Genomic DNA, 23,906 nt, shown 5'->3' on the forward strand with positions numbered 1-23,906 from the left:
GCGGTATGTTTTCAGCTTAGGAGTTAGCCAGGCCTAACAATTTACAAAGGAGGGGACTCATGAAAATCGCTTTAGCAGGAAACCCCAATAGCGGAAAAACAACGCTGTTTAACGCTATTACGGGTAAAATTGAGCATGTGGGAAACTGGCCCGGGGTTACCGTGGAGAAGAAGGAAGGTGATATTAAACAGAGCCTTAACCCAAGGAATGAAGACTTGGTTGTAGTGGACCTGCCCGGTGCATACTCCATGTCGCCATATACAAGTGAAGAGTCGATAACCAGAGACTTTGTCCAGAATGAAAATCCCGATGTGATCATTAACATTGTCGACTCAACAAATTTAAACAGAAGTTTGTTTTTTACCACTCAATTACTAGAGCTGGGCATACCCGTCGTAGTTGCCCTCAATAAAAGTGATATGACGGAAAAAAAGGGCAATACGATAGATGTTCCGGCCTTGAGTGATGCCCTGAAATGCCCCGTTATTCAAACTGTATCGACAAGATCTGCCAATAACGGTTTACCTGAACTGATAAATGCTGTAATAACAGTTGGCAAGTCGGACCAAAAGCAAATAGCGCCAAATATTAAAGGTGCTAAAAAAGCTTCCACCAAAGAAGAATTTGAAAAAGTCGATCATAGACGTTATGCGTTTGTCAATGAAATTGTTGCCGAAGTTGAGCGAAGAAAAATAAGCTCTGAAAAACAAACCGTACAAGACAATATTGATCGGTTAGTGGCACACAAATGGCTGGGCATTCCGATCTTTGCGGTAATAATGTGGCTGGTGTTTTCGATTTCCCAGTCCTGGGTCGGTCCATGGTTTGCAGATATCTTTGTCGGCTGGATAGACTTGTTGTATGCAGGTGTGGCAACATTGCTGGGCGAAAACGTGAACCCTGTTGTCGGCGCCTTGCTGCTTGACGGTATCATTGGCGGTGTCGGTGCGGTAATTGGATTCCTGCCGTTAATTATGGTGTTGTTCTTCTGCCTGGCACTCCTGGAAGACGGCGGGTATATGGCCCGTGTAGCGGTTGTCTTGGACAGGTTCTTTAAAAAAGTCGGTTTATCCGGCAAATCCATCATACCGATGATTGTCGGTACCGGTTGCGGCATACCTGGCGTTATGGCCACCAGAACTATTAAAAACCAAAGGCAAAGACGCACCACCGCAATGCTGACCACGTTTATGCCTTGCGGAGCCAAGCTCCCGATTATTGCCCTTTTCGCCGGTGTGTTCTTTGGCGATAACAGATGGATCGGCACTTCAATGTATTTTCTCGGCATTTTTGTAATTATTCTGGGTGCGTTGATTATTAGAAAAATTACAGGTGATTACTCCAGGTCATACTTTATCATGGAGCTTCCCGAATACAGGTTGCCCAGTTTAAAGAGAGCAACCATATCCATGTTAATGAGAGCAAAAGCATTTATTATCAAAGCAGGTACAATAATTTTGGTTTGCAACGCCGCGGTACAAATCTTACAAACCTTCGACTGGCAATTCCGGGTTGTCGCCGAGTCCGCGCCGGAGACAAGCATATTGGCCAGCATTGCGACACCGTTGGCGATATTATTTATACCGCTTGGCTTTGGCCTGTGGCAATTCGCAGCCGCGGCGGTAACGGGATTTATCGCCAAGGAAAATGTAGTCGGCACCTTGGCTGTTTGTTTTAGCATAACGAATTTTATCGACACTGAAGAACTGGCACTGGTAGGCGGCAGCGCCGAAGTAAGTTCGGTATTCGGCATTACCGCGATAGCCGCGCTTTCCTATCTGGTCTTCAACCTCTTTACACCACCTTGCTTCGCGGCAATAGGCGCCATGAACGCAGAGCTGGAATCGTCCAAGTGGCTTTTGGGCGCTGTCGGATTCCAACTGGGCATGGGCTATGTACTGGCTTTTATCGTGTATCAAATAGGCACTTTAATGACTGCCGGTACTTTGGGTCAAGGATTTATCCCGGGCCTGATTGCTGTGGCTGCTATCGTAGGATTTGTTGTTTACTTGATGAAAAAAGGCGGCGGTTCACAAGTATCCACCGCAATGCATTCATCGGTGAAATTATGAGCATAGTTGATTATCTGGTTCTTGCTGTAGTAGCTTTAATGGTGGCACTTGCTGTTTTTAAAATGGCAAGGGATAAAAAAAGAGGTGTAAAGTGTTCCGGATGCAGTGGCTGCAGCGAATGCAGCGAATGCCACGGGCGTTCCGATAAGTCATAACACAAGTAACAGCAAAGGGGGTGTCGCAAAACTACTTTATTAAGCAGTGAGCGATGCTCCCTTTCTGTTATATAAAAATAATATAAAAATAAAATCAGCCAATCCGATAATTACCTGAACTTATTATCGGATTGGCTGATTTTAGGCACAACTTAACTAGCTTTTGCTTCAAAGCCTTCTTTTACAAGGAGTTTAGGCAATTGTTGCAACAGCCCCTTTATCGACAACGCCCAATAACCGTTATTGGGAACCATAACCGTCCGGGTGACTGCTGTGCCATTTCCAGGCCGTGCGTACAATGTCCTCCAATTCACCATAGCGCGGCTGCCAATTTAAACACTTTTTTATCTTGTGCGGACTGGCTACCAGCACCGCCGGGTCACCCTCCCGGGGCGGACCTTCTTCAACAATAAAATTTCGGCCCGTTACCCGACGCACGGCATCCACCACCTCGCGCACCGAATAGCCCTGCCCATTGCCCAAATTGTATACTGCGGACGGTTCGCCCGCCTGCAGCGCCTCCAGCGCCAGAATGTGCGCCACAGCCAGATCGGAAACATGGATATAATCTCTCAGACAGGTGCCGTCAGGGGTAGGGTAATCCGTACCGTAAATTGCAACCTTGTCGCGTTTACCCATGGCAGCCTGTATAACCAGGGGAATCAAATGTGTCTCCGGGTTATGGTCTTCGCCGATATTTCCGTTCAGATCAGCGCCGGCAGCGTTAAAATAACGCAGGGAAACATATCGCAACCCATAGGCTCGCTCATACCAGCTTAAAATTTGCTCCAACATCAGTTTAGTACCGCCATAGACATTAACCGGGCAAGCAGGGTGCGCCTCATCAATAGGGGTATACTCCGGTTCGCCATAAACCGCCGCGGTGGATGAGAGTATAAACTGCCGCACCCCCGCCTCCACCAGCGCCGTCAAAAATTCCACACCGTTACCCAGATTATTTCGACAGTATTTATCCGGCCTGGTCATCGATTCTCCCACCAAACTGTCCGCAGCTAAATGCACCACAGCGTTAATCTGATTCTTCTTTACCAGTTCGCTCACCAGCGCCCTGTTGCCGCAATCTCCCTGCACGAACATCCCACCGGCCACAGCGTCCCGGTGACCTTTGCTCAAATTATCCAGCGTCACTACTTTGTAATCCCGCTGCAACAATTCCTTTACCACGTGGCTGCCGATGTACCCGGCACCACCGGTTACTAATATATTCAACATATAGAGCCTGGTTCTTTAAACATGCTCGTCTTACCCGTCCGAGTCCACGGGTAATTATATAAAGACCAGGTTTCACCTCCCCCATTTCTTCTATCGGATGAGCTTAGTCAGTAATCGCCGCCATACCTATTATTAATACAATTAATGACGTTTGATACAAACACATCTTGTTATATGAATACTTTTAAGATCATCTTGGCATCCATATTATAATTGCCGCACCTGTCAGTGCAATCACTGCACCAACCCAGTCATAACGGTCAGGTTTCTTTTTATCTATTCCCCAGCCCCAAAATAGCGATAAGACGATAAATATGCCGCCATAAGCAGCATAAACTCTACCAAAATTCGGGTAATCCTGAAGCGTAGGAATAACCCCGTATAAAACAAGGATAATAGCTCCGACAATACCAACAATAAGATGCTTCTTCTCCCGCAGCCATAACCAAACCAAATATCCTCCGCCAATTTCAGCTAAACCCGCCAAGACAAATAGTATTGCCGACTTTATTATCATTGTCTTTCGACTTCCCTTCCCTCCTCTTTTCTGGGGGCCCAGAGAATAACCGCCGTGCCGATTAACGCAATAACGGTTCCAAGCCAATCATATAAATCAGGTGTTATATTATCAATCCACCATCCCCACAAAATCGACATGACGATAAAAACACCCCCATATGCCGCATAAATGCGCCCAAAGTCCGGAAATCGCTGAAAGGTTGGAATAACCCCGTATAAAATCAAAACAAGTCCACCCAATACGCCCCACATAATACTCGCGTCATATCTCAGCCAAATCCATACAAAATATCCCCCGGCTATTTCCGCTAATCCGGCAAGAAAGAATAGTACCGCTGATCTGAATACCATTTTTTGCCTCCCTGCTCAACTGTATATTTTTGCAGTTGCAGTTATTGAATGATAGATTAGCTGCATATTAAAACATCACCACTATTTTGTACATATTCATATTTTATCATAAAATGAAGCTTTGTTGTAATAACTGAAAGGTTTAAGCGTAGGTCGGCAAAATAGCGGGCCGAAAGCGAAGGCCGGCCGCACTACACAAATTGGTATCACTCCTACAGGTGTTTCTTTAATTGTTTCTTCGATTAATTTTATAAATCTATCGTTCAGGTATTGACACTCACCCAATTCTCTCAAGAAATGTTCCACATTGATCTCTAAGAAATTGTATATGTTTTTTGTTTATTTTTTAAGTTTTTTTCTGTAAAACTTTTCCCTTCATAGAAAAACTCAACAATCATATCCCGTTTTAGCAGATCGTCTATCACTGCTTTATCTACATTCCTTTTTTCGAGAATTTCGTTAACTACAGTTATAGCTATTTCAAAAAATGCAGCATCAAAATTTTTACATTGGAGTCCATTGCAAAAGGAGCAATTATTATTACGACACCAAGTTGAAAAATATATAAACCCATATAAAAATATTTGGTTAGAGAAATGTTTTTCTCTAACCAACCGGGCAACCCGGAAAAGTTCCTTTAAGTCTTGCTTCCTAGATAACTTAAGTAAAAAAATAAAGAAGGCTTTCAGAGATAGGCCCCCAAAGGCATAAATGTATAATTTTTTTTAATAAGACCCTTCTTTTTAGGAAAATTGGAGGTAATTTACTAATTTATCTACTTTTTATATTACCAGAGCCCGCATCTCAAAAAGATTATGTGGTCGACGACCAGCCACCTTTTTTTGGTCTCCGAATTTTTATCACGTATGACCTCTGAAATTGCTTTGCGACTGGCATAGTTTGTGAAATTGGTTACATTTTGAGTTATCTAAAACAGTGGTTGACTTATAAAAAAATGTTTGGTTAACTAAAGAAAGCATATATATTTTTAGTTTTGATAGAAGGTATTAAAGTGAAAAATCTACTGTGCTTGTTAAAAGAAAAAAAGATATCCAGAGTTCTCCGTGGTGAACTCTGGATATCAGGTACCGTATTAGATGAATTGGGTCTTGAAAGAAAGCAGGATTCTATAGTTACTATCAGCCGCGAGATTGATGCCAACCTATGCTTTTTAAGCTACACCAATCCAATTCAACAGCTTTCGGTTGGGTCAAAGGAAATGGAAATTAACATTAAAAAAGCCCACGCTTTAGAATTGTTTTGCGGAGTCACTGTAGATGGTCCCTTTGAACGTACGGTTAAAGAACATGGTTTTGAAGAAACTATGAAAATGTTTTTTAATGAAAAACACCTGAATAGTCAGCTTGAAAAACACACAGCAGTAACTGCTTTTGAACTGGCCGCAGCTGAAAAAGCGGGTGCCGACCTGTTGATTCTATGTGATGATATAGCTTATACCCAGGGGCTATATTTTTCGCCTCAAAAGTTTAAAAGCAATATATTGCCGCTTTACAAAAAACTGAGGAATTTAGTAAAAGAAACAGCTATGGGTTTTCATTCTGATGGCAACGTTGAATCAATATTAAATTTACTGCTAGACCATGAGTATACTATGTTTTCCCTGGAGCCGGAAGCTATGGATTTAGTCACTTTAAGCCGAGTTCTTCCATCAAACATCGCTCTGATGTCCGGTATAAAATCAGATTGGTTAATGAATTCAGGCTTTAATCTTCACCAAAATAAAAAAGAAATATTGTTTTATATCGAAGAACTGTCTAAAGGTTGCGGTTTGATTCTGTCTTCTTTATGCGGTCTTAGCAATACTGCAAGTCTAAATCAATTAAAGCTTTTATATCGCTTGTTAAACGAAAGCCGCTGACTTGGAAAGTTAAAAAGTGAAAACTATTAGATGATGGCGGCCAAGGGCTTCTTTTATAGAACAGGCACCCAGAAAAGCAAGTAACCACCATTAAAAAGCCTAATATATAAGGGTTAACGGGATGTGGGCAATATTTAAATTTAAGATGCGGTATCAGGGGTAAGAATTTCAGACGTGAACTTTTTATAGTAGCCTGGAATTTTAGTTTTTTATAAAAAAAATAAAGTCATGAAATATCAAAAGAGACAAAAAATAATGAGGTTTGCTCAGGTATAACCCGGCAAACCATGTCTACCAGCAACAACTTGATCCATACCGTGCATTAAATCTCTCATTTAACGGCTGAGACATACCATGCATTAGTTTCCTTACTTAAAATATATGCCCCCGATATAACATTGTTAAGATTTTTTTACTTTCTCTTTCTTTATTATAATTGCCGCACCTGTCAGTGCAATCACTGCACCAATCCAGTCATAACGGTCAGGTTTCTTTCTTGGCAATGTGCAGCCGGTTAAACACTACAAGCCGCGCAGCGAACGCTCCAGTTGAGCCAGTGTGTTGCTTTCAAGCATGCGCGTCTTTAGACTGAACAAGGCTACGGTAGGCACATACCGCCATTGGTTGCGAGGCAAAGTATTCAGCCAAAGCACGTCCCGGACATGCCTTTCAGCTTCCACCAGCAGCCTGGCGGTTCTGTCGGAATGCTGGGTTTTGGTGTCGCTGATAATGATCAAATAGGTATCCGAGGTCAAGAGGTAACTATAGTGATCCATAAATGTACGCATAGCTTGAGCCAAGTCAGTGGTTTTGCCCCACTGCCCGCTCCGGGCCATAATAGCGGACATGGTTTCCGCAAAGCCCAGGTTGCGGCGCATTTGAGGAGTGATTCGCTCCAAGTCCTCGGAAAATATAAATACTTCAATATCCCGCACCACATCGGCCAGCCCATATAAAAATTGAACAATAAGCCGGGCATACATGGTCATGGAGGCGGAAACATCACAAAGTAAAAGCAGCCTGGGCTTTTGCACTCGCTTACTGCGATAGCGCAGATACAGTGGGATACCGCCGTACTGTACACTACCCCGCACAGTGCGCCTAATATCAATGGCGTGTTTCTTGCGGCTGCTTCGGTAGCGGCGGGAAAGACCAGTGGCTAAACGAGCGGCCATTTTACGCAGCAGTACGATTACCCGGGGCATATCCTGTTCACCAATGGTACGCATATCTCTTTCCAGCAAGGACTCTTCGGGCTCTTCCGCCAACCCCCGGGATACCGCGCGCACCACCTCGTCGACAGCTTCATCCCCGGTATATTGAACTTGCCGCTGTATTCTGGCCATACCCTTTTCTTCATCCTGCCGGTTCAAATGATAGCGCCAATAATCCAGGGATGCTTCCACTACCTGGGCGATTAGCTTGGACGGGTCGTTCACCGGGTTACCCCGGTAATTTTCCAATAATTCGTTTATTTTTTGGCGGTCTTTTTCAGACAAGCGAGCATAGGTTTGAAGCTGCTCACCGGTTAAATTTAGCTGTTCCGCGGCCCCGCCCGCCCAATCGCCTCCGCTGCGGGATACTCCCCCTTTTAGCTCATTGGCGGACTCCTCTATTAATTGCTCCTGTCGGGCCGTTTCCTCCGCTTCCTCCTGGCGGCGCTGCTGTTTTACCTGGTCAGGAGTAAAAAATAATCCAAAGGCCATGTCGAACACCCGGGCATCCCGCTGTCTTTTAGCTAAAGTAGCCCGCAGGGCCAGACGAAATTGCTCCCGGTCCAGCACATCCACCGCAGCCAGAGCACGGACCGCGTCGTTTACCTCCGCAGTACCCGTATTCAGCCCCAAACTGCGCAGCACGGCTACAAAACGGGCCAATTGGTTAAAAAATTCATTCGGCGATAATTCCCTGCCGGTATACATTAGTCCTGCTTCACACATATGTACCACCCATTCAATTATAGATGCAGTAAATAAAGCCTGTTATATGAAATATATCATAATCGCACGGCATTTTAAATATCCCTAGAGACAGAAGTTATCCGACTCGTTTTGTTAAAGAACTTTGTCAGCTTGACACAGCAGCCTTCATACGGCTTCATTGTTGCTTTAAATATCGCCGCCCGGGCAGGAAATAAAGCATGTTATCTGGAATATACCTTAATCGCATTGGTATTGAACAATTTAAAAAGGCCGTAGTTTAAGTAGAATATCAAAGCAAGGCATTACGGAAAACGCTTCCCCATATGTTCCCAACCAATAAGTTAATTAACAACTTAATAAACTTTCCACCGCTCTTATATCCTAATGGAAATACTGATTGGAATAGGTGATCCTTATGTTAACAAACCAATATTGGGATTTAGATAAAAATAAGCTGATTTCCATGGCCGGAGCATGTATTCAAACTTATAAACAGTTTAAGTATAACGGCAGCTTCAGTATCCCTAACGGATATAAATTGGTGCAGACGTTTAAGGCGAAGGTTTTTCGAGTTTTTGAATGGTTTGGGTATGTTATGGAGTCGGAAGACAATGCAATAATTGCTTTCAGAGGTTCCCTGTCCAAGAGGGACTGGATCACTGACCTTGGCGTCTCTCAAACGAATTATCAATTTGCGCCTCACGCCGGCAAAGTGCACACAGGTTTTAATTATTTATACAAATCTTGCCGGGAAGACGTTCTCAATACATTGGAAAGCATGTCGCCGCATTTAAAAATATACATCACCGGACATAGTTTAGGGGGTGCGTTAGCTGTTTTAAACGCCTTGGATATTGCCGTTAACACGAAACACAAAAATCCCGTAATGATAAGTTTCGGCGCACCCCGGACCGGTAATCCGGATTTTGCTTCGGTATATAATCATTTTGTAAAAAACAGCATACGTGTAGTCAGCGACAGGGATCTGACCCCCAAGAGCCCCAACAGGGTAATTTTATCGCCTATCTTTAATAAATTTTGGATATATAAGCACGTAAATCATCCATACATAATATCTTTTGAAGCCGGTGGCGCTATGGCCAATCACGATATCAGAAACTATATAAAACAACTTCGGGGTAAATAACTGCAATAATGATTTACCGGCTTTATGAGCAGGAAAGTATTACACCTGGCTGGTAAATTCCATTATCGCCTTATCACCACTCTAATTTGCGGGTGGCGCAGTTGTCCTCCTTGCACCCGGTGTTATATCCACCACGGCGAGGTCATGACTTGCTTGGCGCAGGTTTCCCACTTATATAGAAATGGGAGACTTGCGCCAAGTTAATCAGGTCAAACGATAGGTAACCTCGAAGGAATTAAGCATATCCAAATATTGTTCCAGCAGCCGAACGATCAGGAAGCTGCCGCGCACAGTTTTCCGGGCCGACTCCCCCATACGCCTGCGCAAATCCTCATCTTTGAGCAGCTGCACAATACGCTCGGCCGCCTCTTCAATAGTGGAAACCAGGTAACCGTTGACTCCATCCCTAATTTGGGATGGAATACCGCCCACGTTGCCACCAATGACCGGTGTTCCCTTCCACATAGCCTCGGTTACCGTCAGCCCGAACCCTTCCCGCAGCGACTTTTGCAGCACTACCGCCGCCCGCTTTTGCAAAGCATTTACCAACACGGCATCTTCTACGGAGCGGATAATAATGCGCTCATCCCGGTATTCCAGCAGGGACTCAAACACTTCCTGCCCCTCTGGGTCGTCGGTGGCGATATTGCCCAGCATAACCAGCGTACAATCCACTTCTTTACGCGCTATTTGAAAAGCTTTAATCACACCCTCGGGGTCCTTCCACCGGTCAAAGCGGGATACCTGCACCACCAACGGCAGATCGGTGGGAATATCATACTGCCGCAGCCTGGCGTCAATAGTTTCATCACTTATTTCACGGTTTTTCATGGTAAATGGATCAATGGCCGGCATAAAGAACAACTGCGGTATACTAATCTCCCGGCCATATTCTTTTATGCTTACTATGGCCGCATCATACTTCTCTATGAAGGTTTTCAAGTAATTCCAAAGTTCCCTGTGCGGATTGGATAAGTCTATATGACAGCGCCACACCCAGGGACCTTTCTTACGGTAGTGTTCAATGAGCGGCAAAGGCTGGGGATCGTGAATAATCACAAAATCATGGTCCAAATTAATACGCACCGAATTCTCGTATACAATACTTTCGTAAACTTCTTTGGTCCGGCCGGTTAAATTAATATCTCCCCCCTGGAGGGCATTATGCATGCCCTTGGTAATCCGAAAGAAATCCGGGGGGCCGAAAATAATCCGCCAGCCCGTCTTGATACCCAAGTCATTAAGCAAAAACGTCAGCGACGATAACAGCTCCGCCACCCCACCGCCGTAATAAGTGGAATTAACATGCACTATATGCATATCTTTGAGTGGTCTGGCCTTTTGCATCAAACGTTCAATGGTATCGGCTCCCACATACTGCTCGTAATCTTCTACACCGGTTACTTTGAACTTCTTGGTCATAGCGATCATCCTTTCCGGCTCTGTAAGCATGGCTGAAAAAAAATCGTGACTCCGAATATGTCTTTGGGATATGTATGTGCCTGATTTAAAAACCAACTTTACAATCCACACGAGTATATATTGTGCATTATGCATGCAAAAATATTATCAAAAATTATATTTCACGTTTACAAAGCACGGACAAAGAGTAAACTTGTTCAGCTGAGACTGAACATCGGCGCTTCAGATGGGGATTACACCCCACCTGAAGTAAAAATAGAAACTCCCATTTATAGAAATGAAGGTTTTGGAATTTGACAAAATTTATGTACCGACTGCCAACGGCCTTTTTTACTTAACCATAGAAAAAGGTTAATATTATACTTAACTGCCATGACTTTGTTTAAAGATAATATAACTGCATAGAATAACCGGACCGATAGCTTGGGCGACCTATACAACCGCATAAAAAGTCTCACCTTATTGCGGTTGCCAACCATAATTATTGTAATACGCAGAGATTCTGTTATTTGACACTACTATCCGAGTCACCAAACATTGTCAATATTATGGACTTTGTTATGAGCAAGGGGGAAGATAATTGGATAGTCAGTATGAGGCGCTGCGCCGGCTATCCCAAATGTACGGGCTGCAAACAACCTACCACGATGCCGGTGGACAGCACCGCCAGGCATCGGAACAATCATTGCTGGCCACGCTGCAGGCACTGGGTGCGCCACTGGACGGACTGTCCGATGTGCCCGGTGCCCTGCGACAAAAACGCATGAAAAAGTGGCAAAGCTGCTGTGAGCCGGTAACAGTGGCCTGGGAGGGCCGGCCGGTACATATCGATCTGCGCCTGCCGGGCAACCTCTGCAATAGCCGGGCCAGCTGCCGGCTGGATATGGAAAACAGCGATATTAAGGAATGGGTGTGCAATCTGGCTCTGTTACCCCCGGTAGAAAGAGCCACGGTGGAAGGTGTTGATTATCAGGTCAAGCAACTCCCCCTGCCCGGCGGCTTGTCTCCGGGCTATCACCATTGCACCGTAACCATGCCCGGTTTAACCCGCCGCACACTATTGATAGCCGCGCCCCTAAAAGCTTACCTTCCGCCGGGGGAGGCCGCCAAACGCCTGTGGGGAGTTTTTATGCCCCTTTATGCGCTGCGCTCCGAGCATAGTTGGGCAGCCGGGGACGTTGCAGACCTAAAACAATTATTGCAATGGACGCAGAGACTGGGTGGCGATACGGTGGGCACACTGCCGCTGCTGGCCGCTTTTTTGGACGAACCTTGCGCCGCCAGCCCCTATTCGCCTGCCAGCCGCCTGTTTTGGAACGAATTTTACTTGGATATAACCGCCGCCCCTGAGCTTGAACAATGCCAAGCGGCCCGGGATTCGCTCAATTCACCGACTTTACAAGAAGAAACCGCCGCACTGCGCCGGGCTCCCCTGGTAGATTACCGCCGGGGCATGGCAATAAAACGTCATATTATGGAACTGTTGGCTCAGTGCTGCGTCAAAATGCCGGCCAGGGAAGCCGCGCTGCAGAATTGGGCAACCGCTCACCCGGCGGCCCGGGATTACGCCCGTTTTCGGGCCGCCATGGAAAAGCAGCGCACAGTTTGGCCGCAATGGCCGGAACGGTTGCAAAGCGGCACACTGCAGGCAGGGGATTACGAACCATCCGCCGAGCATTACCATTTATATGTACAGTGGCTGGCCCACGCACAATTTCACGCGCTGGCGGAACAGGCCAGGCGGCGGAAAGCGGGATTGTACCTGGATTTGCCGCTGGGGGTACACCGCGCCGGATACGACGTGTGGCGCGAGCAACAGTCTTTTGCCCGGGGAGCGGACTGCGGCGCGCCGCCGGATCAGCTAAATACATCGGGGCAAAACTGGGCCTTCCCGCCTCTGCATCCCGAAAGTATCAGGCAGCAGGGTTACCGGTATTACATCGCAGTCCTGCGTCATCATATGCGGTGCGCCGGTATACTGCGTCTGGATCATGTTATGGGTTTGCACCGCCTGTTTTGGATTCCCAAGGGCTTGACAGCCTGTGACGGCGTATACGTCAGATACCGGGCCGAGGAATTTTATGCTATATTAGCCTTGGAATCTCACCGCCATCAGACGCTGCTGGTAGGTGAAGACCTGGGCACCGTGCCATCAACCGTCCGGGCGTCCATGGACCGCCACAAGATTTACCGGATGCATATTCTGCCCTTTGAAATGAGCCGGATACCCCGCCAGGGCCCGCATCGCCCGCCGTCCCGGTCCCTGGCCGCGCTGAACACCCATGATATGCCACCCTTCGCAGCTTACTGGAGGCAAGAAAAGCAGCGCAATCGCCTGGGCCTGTCCCATTTTTTATTTCGCAGAGGTTGGCTGTCGCCACCTAGCGGCAATTCCGGTAAAGTTTTAAAGGGATGTTTAAACCACCTGGCCGCAAGCCGGTCTCGGATACTGATGATAAATTTGGAGGATCTGTGGCTGGAGACGGCGCCTCAGAACATCCCCGGAACCACTAAAGAATATCCCAACTGGCGGCGCAAGTCCCGCCGGGATATTGAGGAATTTACCCGGCTGCCCGAAGTATTGAAGACGTTACGGAAAATCAACTTGCTAAGAAGGCGGAGAATATGGAGAATATTACGATGAGTTAACTTAATAACAAGAAATGGCTCATGCTAAACGCCGGTAATAGCACAAAAGATAAAGATTAAAAAGCATTCTTCATCATCTATTGTGATTTAACAGTTATATTTGTTGGTTGGATTAGCATAACACAGATCGCACCAGAGTAGACTACCAGCATATGCAGCGCTGATATGACGGCTTTCTACCGACAAACGCATAATGATCATACTTTTAAACGTTAATCAAAGCAAAAGTACCGGTATCTATATCCCGGATAAATATCCCGGACAGAAAAGTTAGTTTAATAAAGTTTAAGCCTGACCCCAAGGGGGAGAAACATGAACGATACATTAGGTGCCGCTTACCTCGGGAATGAGTATTGCCGGTTTGTGGTCTGGGCACCCCGGGCCGAACAGATCAATGTGCGCGTTATCGCTCCCCAAGAACAGCTACTGCCGCTGATTCGGGATGAGCGCGGCTACCATCGGGGAACAGCCGCGGGAGTGACACCGGGCAGCTTATATCTTTACCAATTGGACGGGCAAAAGGAATATCCCGACCCCGCTTCCCGCTGCCAGCCTGAAGGAGTGCACGGCCCCTCCTCGGTAATCGATAACAGCGGCTTTAACTGGACCGACCACTGCTGGCGCGGTATTGCCGGACAGGATTTAATTATTTATGAGCTGCACGTGGGTACCTTTACACCCCAAGGCACTTTTGACGCTATCATACCACGCCTGGAATACCTGCAAAAGCTGGGTGTCAACGCCATTGAAATAATGCCCATAGCCCAGTTCCCGGGCGAACGCAACTGGGGGTATGACGGAGTTTATCCTTATGCCGCACAGCAATCTTACGGCGGGCCGCAAGGGTTTCAGCGACTGGTGAACGCCTGCCACAACAGCGGCCTGTCCGTAATACTGGATGTGGTATACAATCACCTGGGGCCCGAGGGCAACTGCCTGGCGGATTTTGGGCCATATTTTACCGAACACTACACCGGCCCCTGGGGCAATGCTCTTAATTTTGATGGTCCCGATAGCGATGCAGTGCGCCGTTTTTTTATCGAAAATGCATTATATTGGCTTACGGAATTTCACGTGGACGGCTTTCGCCTGGACGCTGTGCACGCTATTAAAGATTTTTCCGCCCAACCCTTTTTGGCCGCATTAACTAATGCCGTGCACCAAAAGGCCGACCGGCTGGGACGGCGGGCGCATGTAATCGCTGAAAGCGATCTAAACGACGCCCGGGTCATCCAGCCGCCGGTTATCGGGGGCTATGGCATGGATGCCCAGTGGAGTGATGATTTTCACCATTCTCTGCATACATTGATAACAGGTGAGCAGCGCGGATATTACCGGGACTTCGGCGAACTGCGCCATCTGGCCCGGGCCTTCACCGAAGGATATGTCTATACCGGCCAGTACTCCCCCTTTCGCCGGCGCCGGCACGGCAATGCGCCGCGGCTCAATACCGGTCGGCAGTTTGTGGTATACGCCCAGAATCACGACCAGGTGGGCAACCGTGCTTGCGGCGAGCGGCTGACCGCTCTGACTTCCTTTGCCGGGCTTAAGCTGGCCGCTTGCGCGGTGTTTTTGTCTCCTTATGTGCCCATGCTGTTCATGGGCGAAGAATACGGAGAAACGGCACCCTTCCAGTATTTTACCAGCCATACCGACCCGGAACTGGCCGAGGCGGTACGGCAAGGACGGCAAAAGGAATTCTCCTCCTTTGCCTGGGAGGGCGAAGTGCCCGACCCGCAAGATGAAGCTACTTTTATACGTTCCCGGCTTAATCTGGATTTACATGACCGGGGGCGGCACAAGGCGCTGTACCTGCTGCACCGGGAACTAATACGGCTGCGTCGCGAACTGCCGGCCCTGGCCGGCTTAAACCGGGAGAACACGGAAGTGATACCCCTAATACCGGAAAAGGTGCTGTATATCCGCCGCTGGCATGAATCAGACCAGGCGGCGATGGTTTTTTCCTTTAACGAAAGCCGGGTGGTAACCGCCAGCATACCTTTACCGGCGGGACAATGGCGCAAGCTGTTTGACACCGAGCAAGAACAATGGTTGGGCGGCGGCAGCGCCGTTCCCACCACCCTGGAATCCGCCGCAAAGAACACAGTGACTTTGCGACCCCGTCACTGTGTTTTATTTCAGCTGCAAGTAGAGGAATACAAGCCAACATGATCAAAGAGGTAAAATATTGTGCACACAACATTATCATTGCTATGAATATAATCTGTGTGCGACGCTTAAAGTCTGTCATTGCGGGCTGCAAAGCAACAAAGCAATCTCCGCTTTGCTGCCCGCATTTCTTTAGTGGACCCGCTTCGAAGTCGGAGATTGCTTCGCTTACGCTCGCAATGACATTAGCCGGCAATGACATATATTCGTTTATCGTGGTACGTGCAACGCGTGATAATTGCGAACACAGCCAAGAATCTCAATGTATATATAAGTGAACTCGTTCAGCTAAAGCTGAACATCGGGGCTTCAAATGGGGATTCTACCCCACCTGAAGTAAAAATAGGCACTCCCACTTATAAAAGTTGGAGTCTTGGAATTTGATAAAATAATTCGGTTGTACAAAATGTTCAGAGTCTGAATTAATTACTTGCAGCCAAGGCAAGAAGGAGGATATTAAATGGAGCGTTTTCTGTGTATTCACGGCCACTTTTACCAGCCGCCCAGGGAAAACCCGTGGCTGGAAGCTATTGAGCTCCAGGATTCGGCTTATCCCTACCACGACTGGAACGAGCGGATCAACGCCGAATGTTACGCCCCTAATACCGCGGCCCGTATCTTAAATGGAAAAGGTCTAATCAGAAAAATATTCAACAACTACTCCCGTATAAGCTTCAATTTCGGACCAACGCTGTTAGACTGGCTGGAATCCAGCGATCCCGAAGTCTACCGGTCCATCATCGAAGCGGACCGGGCCAGCCGCCAAATTTTCTCCGGACACGGTTCAGCGATTGCCCAGGCTTACAACCATATGATCATGCCCCTGGCCAACCGCCGCGATAAATATACCCAGGTGCGCTGGGGTATTGAGGATTTTAAATATCGCTTCGGCCGGGAACCCGAGGGCATGTGGCTTCCCGAAACCGCGGTAGACATGGAAACTCTGGATATACTGGCCCAGCAGGGTATTAGCTTTACTATTTTATCTCCCTACCAGGCCCGGCGGGTGCGGGCTATCGGAGGCGACTGGCGGGAGGTGAACCCGGAGGGTATTGATCCCACCATGCCCTATCTGTTACGCCTGCCTGAAACAGGCCGCCAGATAAACATTTACTTTTATGACGGCCCCATATCTCAGGCTGTGGCATTCGAGAAACTGCTTTCCAACGGTGAACATTTTGCCCACCGGCTGCTGAGTGGTTTTTCCGATGAACATGACCGACCGCAGCTGGTACACATAGCCACCGACGGTGAAACTTACGGTCACCACCACCGGCATGGTGAAATGGCGCTGGCCTACGCCCTGGAATACATAGAATCCAAACACCTGGCCCGTATTACCAACTACGGTGAGTTTCTGGCCCTGTATCCCCCCACTCATGAGGTGGAAATCAAAGAGCATACCGCCTGGAGCTGCGCTCACGGGGTGGATCGGTGGCAGGACGACTGCGGCTGCCATTCCGGCATGCACCCGGGCTGGAACCAAGCCTGGCGGGCCCCGCTGCGCCGGGCGCTGAACTGGCTTCGGGACACTATGACCCCTCACTATGAAAAACACGCCTCTAAGCTGTTCAAGGACCCCTGGGCAGCCCGCAATGATTACATTCGCGTGGTATTGGACCGTTCCCCGGAGTACGTGGACCGGTTCCTGGCGGACCAGGCCAGCCACACGCTAGACAGCGCGGAACAAGTGACAGGGTTAAAGCTGCTGGAAATGCAGCGGCATGCTATGCTGATGTTCACCAGCTGCGGCTGGTTTTTTGACGATATATCCGGTATTGAAACAATCCAAGTGCTGCAATACGCCCGGCGGGTGATCCAGCTGGCTGGAGAAGTTTTTGACACTCCGCTGGAGCCCCTGTTCCTGGAAATACTATCCCGGGCCAAGAGCAACGATCCCCAATACCGGGACGGCGCCTATATATACAACAACGAAATAACCCCGGCCATGGTCGATTTACCGAAGGTGGGCGCCCACTATGCCATCTGCTCGCTGTTTGAAAACTACGAACGTCATACCCGTATTTTTTGCTACGACGTAGAACAGTTGGATAACCACCCCCTGGAGGCGGGCACTACTAAGCTAAACGTGGGGAAACTGAAAGTAACCTCAATGGTGACCCGGGAATCGGCAACTTTATGCTGCGGCACAATTTATTTTGCCTATCATAACGTCAGCACCAATGTGCGGTTATTTTCCAGCGAACGGCATTACGCGGAATTAGTAAAAAAAGTGACCAATGCTTTTAAACAGGTTGATTTCCCCGAGGTTATCCAGCTGTTCAACAGGTATCTTGAAAACGGCCTGGTTTTTTCGCTTAAACAGCTTTTCAGAGATCGGCAGCGTAAAATATTAAGCAAAATACTGGACGCCACACTGGGCGAACTGGAAGCGGATTACCGGCTAGTTTACCAACGCCATGCTACTTTAATGCGATTTTTAAAGGATCTAGCCATTCCCCTGCCTCATGCCATGCTATGCGCCGCGGATTTTTATCTGAATACCGGGCTGCGCCGCTCCTTTGCCGAGGCGGAGCTGGATATTAAGCATATTAATGCTTTGTTTGACGAAGCAGAATCCCTGGATATCAAACTGGATGATATCAGCCTGGGCTATGTACTAAGAATGACTATGGAAAAAACAGCCGAGCGTCTGCATGACGACCCGCCAAACCTGGCCTTACTGAGCAGACTCGACACAATGACCGGCCTGGCCCGCACTTTGCCGTTTGAAGTGGATTTGCGGAAGGTACAAAACATTTATTACCGGCTGCTGCATGACGTGTATCCTTACTTGCATCGCAAGGCCGAACAGGGAGACGAGGATACCTGGGCCTGGATAGGCCGGTTTGCCGCCCTGGGGGAAAAGCTGAACATACAAAGGGATGGTTGATATGGCTGAACAACATATACCGACAGCCGCTTACCGGCTGCAATTCAACAAGCAATACGGTTTCCCCCGGGCTGAAGAACTGGTGCCTTACCTGCACGCGCTGGGCGTAACGGACCTTTATGCGTCGCCGCTGCTCAAAGCGAAAGAGAACAGCCCCCACGGTTACGACGTGGCGGACCCCACCCAACTAAACCCCGAACTGGGCGGCGCCAATAGTTTTAACGATTTGGTGGACGCCCTGCGGCGTTTCGGCATGGGCTTATTGCTGGATATTGTGCCCAACCACATGGCCGCCGGCAGTGACAACCCGTGGTGGCAGGACGTTCTCCAATACGGTCCTGATTCACCTTACTCAGCATATTTCGATATTGACTGGCAGCCCGACAGACCGGGGCTGATCAACAAGGTATTGCTACCCATACTGGACTCATTTTATAGTGAAGTACTGGAAAAAGGCGAGCTGGCGGTGGGCATAGCGGAAGACGGCTTTGGAGTGCATTACCGCGAACGTCGTCTGCCCCTGAGCCCGCAGTCCTATTTCACTATACTGAACCACGAAGCTGGGGAGCCGGCCTCAGGTATAAATCCAACGGCGTATACCCCGGCTGCGGGTGAACGAAACCGGATTACGGAGCCGGATACTCAGGCGGCGGATGCGCTCATCCCAAGTATGGGGCCGAAACATCCGGCCGGCAAGCAATGGCCGGAGCTATTGGCGGCACTGCGCAGCTTGTCTCAGCGAGGGGAACAATCTTTTACGAGCGCCTTCAAACAAATCAAAGAAAAGCTCTGGCAATTATATAACAACGAACCGGCAGTGCGCTCCTATATCGACGATAAGCTGCGTATTTTAAACGGACAGCGAGGTGACCCGGCAAGCTTTAACCTGCTGGACAAGCTGTTAAGCAAGCAATTCTACCGGCTGGCCTTCTGGCAAATCGCCAACCGGGAAATTAATTACCGGCGTTTTTTTAATGTCAGCGATCTGATATCTCTGCGTGCCGAAGACGAGCGCGTGTTTGCCGCCACCCACGCTTTAATATTGCAGCTGGCCAAGGCCGGGCAAGTCACCGGTCTGCGCATCGACCATATCGATGGGCTGCGGGACCCGCTGGCTTATTTACAACGTTTGCAGCGGTACCTGACAGGTACGGCGGACCGCCCCGGCTTCTATATTGTAGCGGAAAAAATACTCAGCGGCGAAGAAGAGCTGCCCGGCGACTGGCCGGTATCCGGCACCACGGGTTATGACTTTTTAAAATACCTGAATCAATTGTTCGTTAACAGTCACGGCATTAAAATTTTGGACGATATTTACAACCGCCTGCACGGTGCCGAAGCCAAATTTACTAAAATCGTTTACGCCCGCAAACGCCGGGTAATGACGGAACTTTTCGGCAGTGAAGTGCGTTCCCTGACGCGGCATCTGGGCAGGCTGGCAGAGCACGACCGGTACGGCCGCGACATTACCCTGCACCGGCTGGAGCAGGCTCTAATAGAGGTAACCGCCTGTTTTCCGGTATACCGTACCTATACCCGGGACTACACGGTCCACCCCCGCGACAAAGCTTATATTGAACAAGCCGTGACAACTGCCATGCGGCTGCACCGCACCGTGGGGCCGGCCTGTGTTTTTTTGCGCCGGGTACTGCTGCTTGATTTTCAGAGCCACCCGCCCGAGGAGCAACACCCGGCCTGGCTGGAGTTTGTAATGCGCTGGCAGCAGTTTTCAGGCCCCATCATGGCTAAAGGCCTGGAAGACACCGCCATGTATATTTATAACCGGCTGGTATCCCAAAACGAGGTAGGGGGCGAGCCCCATACCTCGGGTATTACGGTGGACCAATTCCACCGCTTTAACCGGAATCGGCGGATGCACCGGCCTCATACCATGAACACTACCTCCACGCATGATACCAAGCGCAGTGAAGATGTCCGGGCACGCATCAACATCCTTTCGGAAATACCCGCCATCTGGGCGAAACACCTGGAGCGCTGGCGCCGCTGGAACCGGGATCGTAAGCCGGCGCTAAACGGCCAGCTTCTGCCGGATGCCAACATGGAATTGCTGATTTACCAAACACTGGTGGGCGCCTGGCCCCTGCAGGAACAGTATATAGCCGGGTTTAAAAAACGCATCCAGGATTATATTGTCAAATCCGCCCGGGAAGCCAAGATATACACCCGTTGGCTGGAGCCGGACACCGAATACGAAAAGGCCCTGCTGGACTTTGTGACAGCTATTTTGGAGCCCACGACGGAGAACCGGTTCCTGCCTGATTTTCTCAGGCTGCAGAACGTGGTCGCCTGCTATGGGGCCATGGCCGGACTGGCCCAGGTGCTGCTCAAAATAACCTGCCCGGGAGTACCCGATATATACCAGGGTATGGAAGTGTGGAATTTCAGCCTGGTTGATCCGGATAACCGCCGCCCGGTGAACTATCAAGAGCAAACCGAGATGCTGATAGAACTCCAGCAGCGGGAAGCCTTCGATCTGCCGGGTCTGACCCGGGAATTACTGAACACCTGGCCGGACGGCCGGGTCAAGCTCTTCGTTACTTACCGTGCTTTGCATTTCCGCAGAAACAGCCGGCAGGTGTTCGCCGCCGGGGAATATATACCGGTAACGGCTGTCGCCGACCCGCAGTTCGAGCACTTATGCGCCTTTGCCCGGCGATACAAGGATACCTGGGTGCTGGTGGCAGTGCCCCGCCTGCCGGCCGGATTCCACCTGAAAAACGACCGGTCCAAGACCCGGGATTCGCTGTTGAGCGGATTGTCCAAAGCCACACTCCTGCCGGACAAAGAATTATGGGAGGATCGGGCCCTGGCACTGCCGGAACAGGCCCCCCGGAAATGGCGAAATATATTTACCGGAGAGATATTGTTAACCGGCCGTGAGACTCCTTCAACCACCGATAATCAGCCATCCATGGGACAGGCTCTGCCACTGGCCGATGTGTTCCAAAACTTCCCCGTGGCACTGCTGGAGGGAATACGGTAACACGCATAAATAAAGCTATAACCCGTCAAAATAATATCAAAACATTACGGGGGATGTGCCATGCAGCATAAAATAAGAATCCACTATGATAACCAAAACGGTTTTTTAGAACCGATTATGTGGGTATGGGTAAGTGACGGAGCCACCTTGGAAAGAGAAATCCGCCCGACCGGACGGGACGACTTCGGGGTCTGCTTTGATCTGGCTTATAACCGCAGCAGCTTTAACTTTAAATTTAAAGACGGCCAGGGGGAAAAAGCCCGCTGGGAAGATGACCGCTGCAACAGGTATTTTCATGGCCACCTGGGCAAAGAAGTCTGGGCCATGGCCGACAGGCATCATGTTTATAATGTCCTCCCGGCTAAAGCCCGGGGAGATGTTAAAGACTATTACCGCAGCATAAAAAACCTGGTCCCACAGAACAACTTTTATTTTCCTGCCACTGATGTTTCCGGACTGGGCATGCCCTCCATGCTGGGGGCCAACCTGTTGACCGACGGTTCCGTTTTATTTGGCTTTTTCCACCCCTATGCCGCCCGGGTATACCTGACCGGCAGTTTCAACGACTGGCAGTGTCCCGGTCATCCCGCTCCCCAAAAAGAGCAATTTATCGAGATGGAACTATATCGCGGTTTTTACTACCAGCCTAATATCTGGCTGGCCAGAATCACTCCGCCGGCCGGTCGGGACGCCGTGGAATATAAATTTTACCTCCAGGGCGGCTCCGCCGAAACCGAACGTTACGTCACCGACCCGTATACCAGGTTATTCAGTGATGATTATAAATACCGCAACTCCATAGTAGTAGACCCAACCGGCTTTAACTGGACGGACCAGGGCTGGCAAACCCCCGGTGTTAAGGATCTAATACTTTACGAACTAAATATATACGGCTTCACAGACAACGATCCCCGGATACCGGAACCCCTGCAGGGCACCTTCAAAGGAGTGACGCACCGCATCAAAAGCGGCTATTTCAATACACTGGGCGTAACAGCCATCGCACTGATGCCCACCGCCGAGGTGCCCATGAAACAAGGTTTGGGCTATGAACCATGCACCTTTATGTCGGTGGAAAAAGATTTCGGCACCCCGGATGATTTCAGGGAGATGGTCAATGAGGCCCACCGGCACGGTCTGGCTGTAATTATGGATCAAGTATTCAACCATACCTCCAATGATTTCAACCCACTGTGGAACTTGATTGATGATGGTTCCGGCGAAGGCGGCTTTTATTTCGCGGGTAAAACTATGTGGGGGAATAAGGTGGCCACGGGAAAAGATGAAGTGGATAATATGCTCATCGACGCCTGTAAAATGTTTATCAGGGAATACCATGTCGACGGTTTTCGATTTGACGCCACCCACAGTTATTTTCTCAACCACAGGCTGCTGCACCGCCTGGCTCATGAGATCAAAGACTTGGGTTTTAAACCCGATGTCGTTATGATTGCCGAAAACCTGCCCAACGAGCAGGATTTAAATCTGGAAGGTTATAACGGGTATGCCCAGTGGTCCAATATATTCCATGACAAGGTTAAAGCATTATTGCGTGAAGGAACCTATGAAGGTGTGGCCAACGACACTGAAGACCTGGCCGCGGCTTTTTATTTCAGCAAAGATAGTTTTGCGGCCCACACCAATAACGTGGTCAATTATTGTGAAAGCCACGATGAAAACAGTGTGCAGTTTGAAGTAGCTACAGGAGACGAGCATTTACGGCACCCGGCCATCAAAGAGAAAAAAGCCCGGCTCGGTTTAATGGCTGCCATGGTGGCGCTGGGACAACCCATGATTTACATGGGGCAGGAATTCGGCATTGAGCGGGAAAGAAATCGCATTAAGGTACCCTGGGCCGGTTACACGGAGGAAAATAACCGGTATTATCAATGGAGCAAGGGCTTAATCAACCTGAGAAAAAGATACGAAGCATTAAAGCTGAGCGGCTACGACCCCATCAAAGAAGGCCAATTCACCTGGCTAATCGGACCGTGGCTGGAAGAAAACAAGGGGGGCCGGCAAAGAGTCATCGGCTGGCGAGTAAACAAGAATAGCGTCCCCGGAGAGCAGATGCTGATTATGCTTAATTTCGAAGGGCACGATGTGCCGGTAGACGTTGATTTTACCCCGGGACAATGGGTCAAGCTGGCCGATATCAATCACGTTAACGACCTTGCCCCCTCGGGCAGCAAAAATCCCCGGGACCCGGACAGCATCACCATCAACCACGGACCCTTTAAAAACTTCATATTGCCCCCTTACAGCGGCTTTATTTATCGAAACTTACCGGCGCAACTGTAACACCCATACAATCTTATTTCAATACTTCAGCGTAAATTATTTTTTGAGCAAAGCCTTCGCCGTCCTAATAGACGCCAAGTATTGAAAATTAAGAACCGGTATCATACCGGCCGCCTCCCACCCGGTTAAAGCCGGAGATGTAAAGACAGGTATGATGCCGGTTGCCTATCTTATACAAGCACCGGTGCGA

The 23,906-nt window shown here is 49.0% G+C and carries 15 protein-coding genes; 9 read left to right on the forward strand and 6 right to left on the reverse strand.

Annotation, left to right across the window (positions count from 1 at the left end):
• Positions 1 to 59: 59 nt before the first annotated feature.
• The gene (gene feoB / locus ABDB91_RS13165; RefSeq protein ID WP_347488171.1) at positions 60 to 2,072 is read left to right on the forward strand and encodes a ferrous iron transport protein B; all 2,013 of its coding nucleotides are present in this window, start codon (positions 60 to 62) and stop codon (positions 2,070 to 2,072) included.
• Positions 2,069 to 2,227, forward strand: a complete 159-nt coding sequence (locus tag ABDB91_RS13170) for a FeoB-associated Cys-rich membrane protein (protein WP_347488172.1) — start codon at positions 2,069 to 2,071, stop codon at positions 2,225 to 2,227. Before feoB ends, ABDB91_RS13170 begins: the two co-directional genes overlap by 4 nt.
• 240 nt (positions 2,228 to 2,467) lie before the next feature.
• On the opposite strand, the gene galE is transcribed toward ABDB91_RS13170, so the two are convergent.
• From galE to ABDB91_RS13190, 4 genes are all read right to left on the reverse strand, one after another.
• The gene (galE, locus tag ABDB91_RS13175; RefSeq protein WP_347491605.1) at positions 2,468 to 3,457 is read right to left on the reverse strand and encodes a UDP-glucose 4-epimerase GalE; all 990 of its coding nucleotides are present in this window, start codon (positions 3,455 to 3,457) and stop codon (positions 2,468 to 2,470) included.
• A 193-nt stretch (positions 3,458 to 3,650) separates the two neighbouring features.
• Complete coding sequence (locus ABDB91_RS13180) at positions 3,651 to 3,974, reverse strand: YnfA family protein (protein ID WP_347491606.1); 324 nt, start codon at positions 3,972 to 3,974, stop codon at positions 3,651 to 3,653.
• Complete coding sequence (locus tag ABDB91_RS13185; RefSeq protein ID WP_347488173.1) at positions 3,974 to 4,330, reverse strand: YnfA family protein; 357 nt, start codon at positions 4,328 to 4,330, stop codon at positions 3,974 to 3,976. The genes ABDB91_RS13180 and ABDB91_RS13185 overlap by 1 nt, the downstream gene beginning before the upstream one ends.
• A gap of 314 nt (positions 4,331 to 4,644) precedes the next feature.
• Complete coding sequence (locus tag ABDB91_RS13190) at positions 4,645 to 4,944, reverse strand: hypothetical protein (RefSeq protein ID WP_347488174.1); 300 nt, start codon at positions 4,942 to 4,944, stop codon at positions 4,645 to 4,647.
• 398 nt (positions 4,945 to 5,342) lie between these two features.
• Between ABDB91_RS13190 and ABDB91_RS13195 the strand changes: the two genes are divergently transcribed.
• On the forward strand, positions 5,343 to 6,209 hold the full coding sequence (locus ABDB91_RS13195; RefSeq protein ID WP_347488175.1) for a uroporphyrinogen decarboxylase family protein: 867 nt from the start codon (positions 5,343 to 5,345) through the stop codon (positions 6,207 to 6,209).
• Between the two features lie 521 nt (positions 6,210 to 6,730).
• Here the strand turns inward: ABDB91_RS13195 and ABDB91_RS13200 are convergent.
• Complete coding sequence (locus ABDB91_RS13200; protein ID WP_347488176.1) at positions 6,731 to 8,149, reverse strand: VWA domain-containing protein; 1,419 nt, start codon at positions 8,147 to 8,149, stop codon at positions 6,731 to 6,733.
• Positions 8,150 to 8,546: 397 nt separating this feature from the next.
• Here ABDB91_RS13200 and ABDB91_RS13205 point away from each other — a divergent pair, with 397 nt between their 5' ends.
• Positions 8,547 to 9,278: a lipase family protein gene (locus tag ABDB91_RS13205; RefSeq protein WP_347488177.1), complete on the forward strand. Its 732-nt coding sequence runs from the start codon at positions 8,547 to 8,549 to the stop codon at positions 9,276 to 9,278.
• 204 nt (positions 9,279 to 9,482) lie between these two features.
• Here ABDB91_RS13205 and ABDB91_RS13210 read toward each other — a convergent pair whose 3' ends face one another.
• Positions 9,483 to 10,700, reverse strand: a complete 1,218-nt coding sequence (locus ABDB91_RS13210; RefSeq protein WP_347488178.1) for a glycosyltransferase — start codon at positions 10,698 to 10,700, stop codon at positions 9,483 to 9,485.
• Between the two features lie 580 nt (positions 10,701 to 11,280).
• On the opposite strand from ABDB91_RS13210, the gene malQ reads away from it, so the two are divergent.
• The 5 genes from malQ to ABDB91_RS13235 all read left to right on the forward strand — a co-directional run bounded on the left by malQ (position 11,281) and on the right by ABDB91_RS13235 (position 23,716).
• On the forward strand, positions 11,281 to 13,344 hold the full coding sequence (gene malQ, locus ABDB91_RS13215; protein WP_347488179.1) for a 4-alpha-glucanotransferase: 2,064 nt from the start codon (positions 11,281 to 11,283) through the stop codon (positions 13,342 to 13,344).
• 317 nt (positions 13,345 to 13,661) lie between these two features.
• Positions 13,662 to 15,521, forward strand: a complete 1,860-nt coding sequence (gene treZ, locus ABDB91_RS13220; protein WP_347488180.1) for a malto-oligosyltrehalose trehalohydrolase — start codon at positions 13,662 to 13,664, stop codon at positions 15,519 to 15,521.
• Between the two features lie 457 nt (positions 15,522 to 15,978).
• The gene (locus tag ABDB91_RS13225; RefSeq protein ID WP_347488181.1) at positions 15,979 to 18,411 is read left to right on the forward strand and encodes a DUF3536 domain-containing protein; all 2,433 of its coding nucleotides are present in this window, start codon (positions 15,979 to 15,981) and stop codon (positions 18,409 to 18,411) included.
• Position 18,412: 1 nt separating this feature from the next.
• Positions 18,413 to 21,415, forward strand: coding sequence for a malto-oligosyltrehalose synthase (gene treY, locus ABDB91_RS13230; protein WP_347488182.1), 3,003 nt, complete (start codon positions 18,413 to 18,415; stop codon positions 21,413 to 21,415).
• 60 nt (positions 21,416 to 21,475) lie between these two features.
• Entirely contained in the window at positions 21,476 to 23,716 is a 2,241-nt protein-coding gene (locus tag ABDB91_RS13235) for an alpha-amylase family glycosyl hydrolase (RefSeq protein ID WP_347488183.1), read from the forward strand.
• The last annotated feature ends 190 nt before the right edge of the window (positions 23,717 to 23,906 follow it).

The sequence above is a fragment of the Desulfoscipio sp. XC116 genome, from assembly GCF_039851975.1.
Taxonomy (GTDB): Bacteria; Bacillota; Desulfotomaculia; order Desulfotomaculales; family Desulfallaceae; genus Sporotomaculum.

Excerpts from the sequence above, each read along its gene's own strand:
- feoB (WP_347488171.1), top strand. The coding sequence starts at position 60 with ATGAAAATCGCTTTAGCAGGAAACCCCAATAGCGGAAAAACAACGCTG.
- ABDB91_RS13170 (WP_347488172.1), top strand. The coding sequence starts at position 2,069 with ATGAGCATAGTTGATTATCTGGTTCTTGCTGTAGTAGCTTTAATGGTG.
- ABDB91_RS13185 (WP_347488173.1), bottom strand. The coding sequence starts at position 4,330 with ATGGTATTCAGATCAGCGGTACTATTCTTTCTTGCCGGATTAGCGGAA.
- ABDB91_RS13200 (WP_347488176.1), bottom strand. The coding sequence starts at position 8,149 with ATGTGTGAAGCAGGACTAATGTATACCGGCAGGGAATTATCGCCGAAT.
- ABDB91_RS13205 (WP_347488177.1), top strand. The coding sequence starts at position 8,547 with ATGTTAACAAACCAATATTGGGATTTAGATAAAAATAAGCTGATTTCC.
- ABDB91_RS13210 (WP_347488178.1), bottom strand. The coding sequence starts at position 10,700 with ATGACCAAGAAGTTCAAAGTAACCGGTGTAGAAGATTACGAGCAGTAT.
- treZ (WP_347488180.1), top strand. The coding sequence starts at position 13,662 with ATGAACGATACATTAGGTGCCGCTTACCTCGGGAATGAGTATTGCCGG.
- ABDB91_RS13225 (WP_347488181.1), top strand. The coding sequence starts at position 15,979 with ATGGAGCGTTTTCTGTGTATTCACGGCCACTTTTACCAGCCGCCCAGG.
- treY (WP_347488182.1), top strand. The coding sequence starts at position 18,413 with ATGGCTGAACAACATATACCGACAGCCGCTTACCGGCTGCAATTCAAC.
- ABDB91_RS13235 (WP_347488183.1), top strand. The coding sequence starts at position 21,476 with ATGCAGCATAAAATAAGAATCCACTATGATAACCAAAACGGTTTTTTA.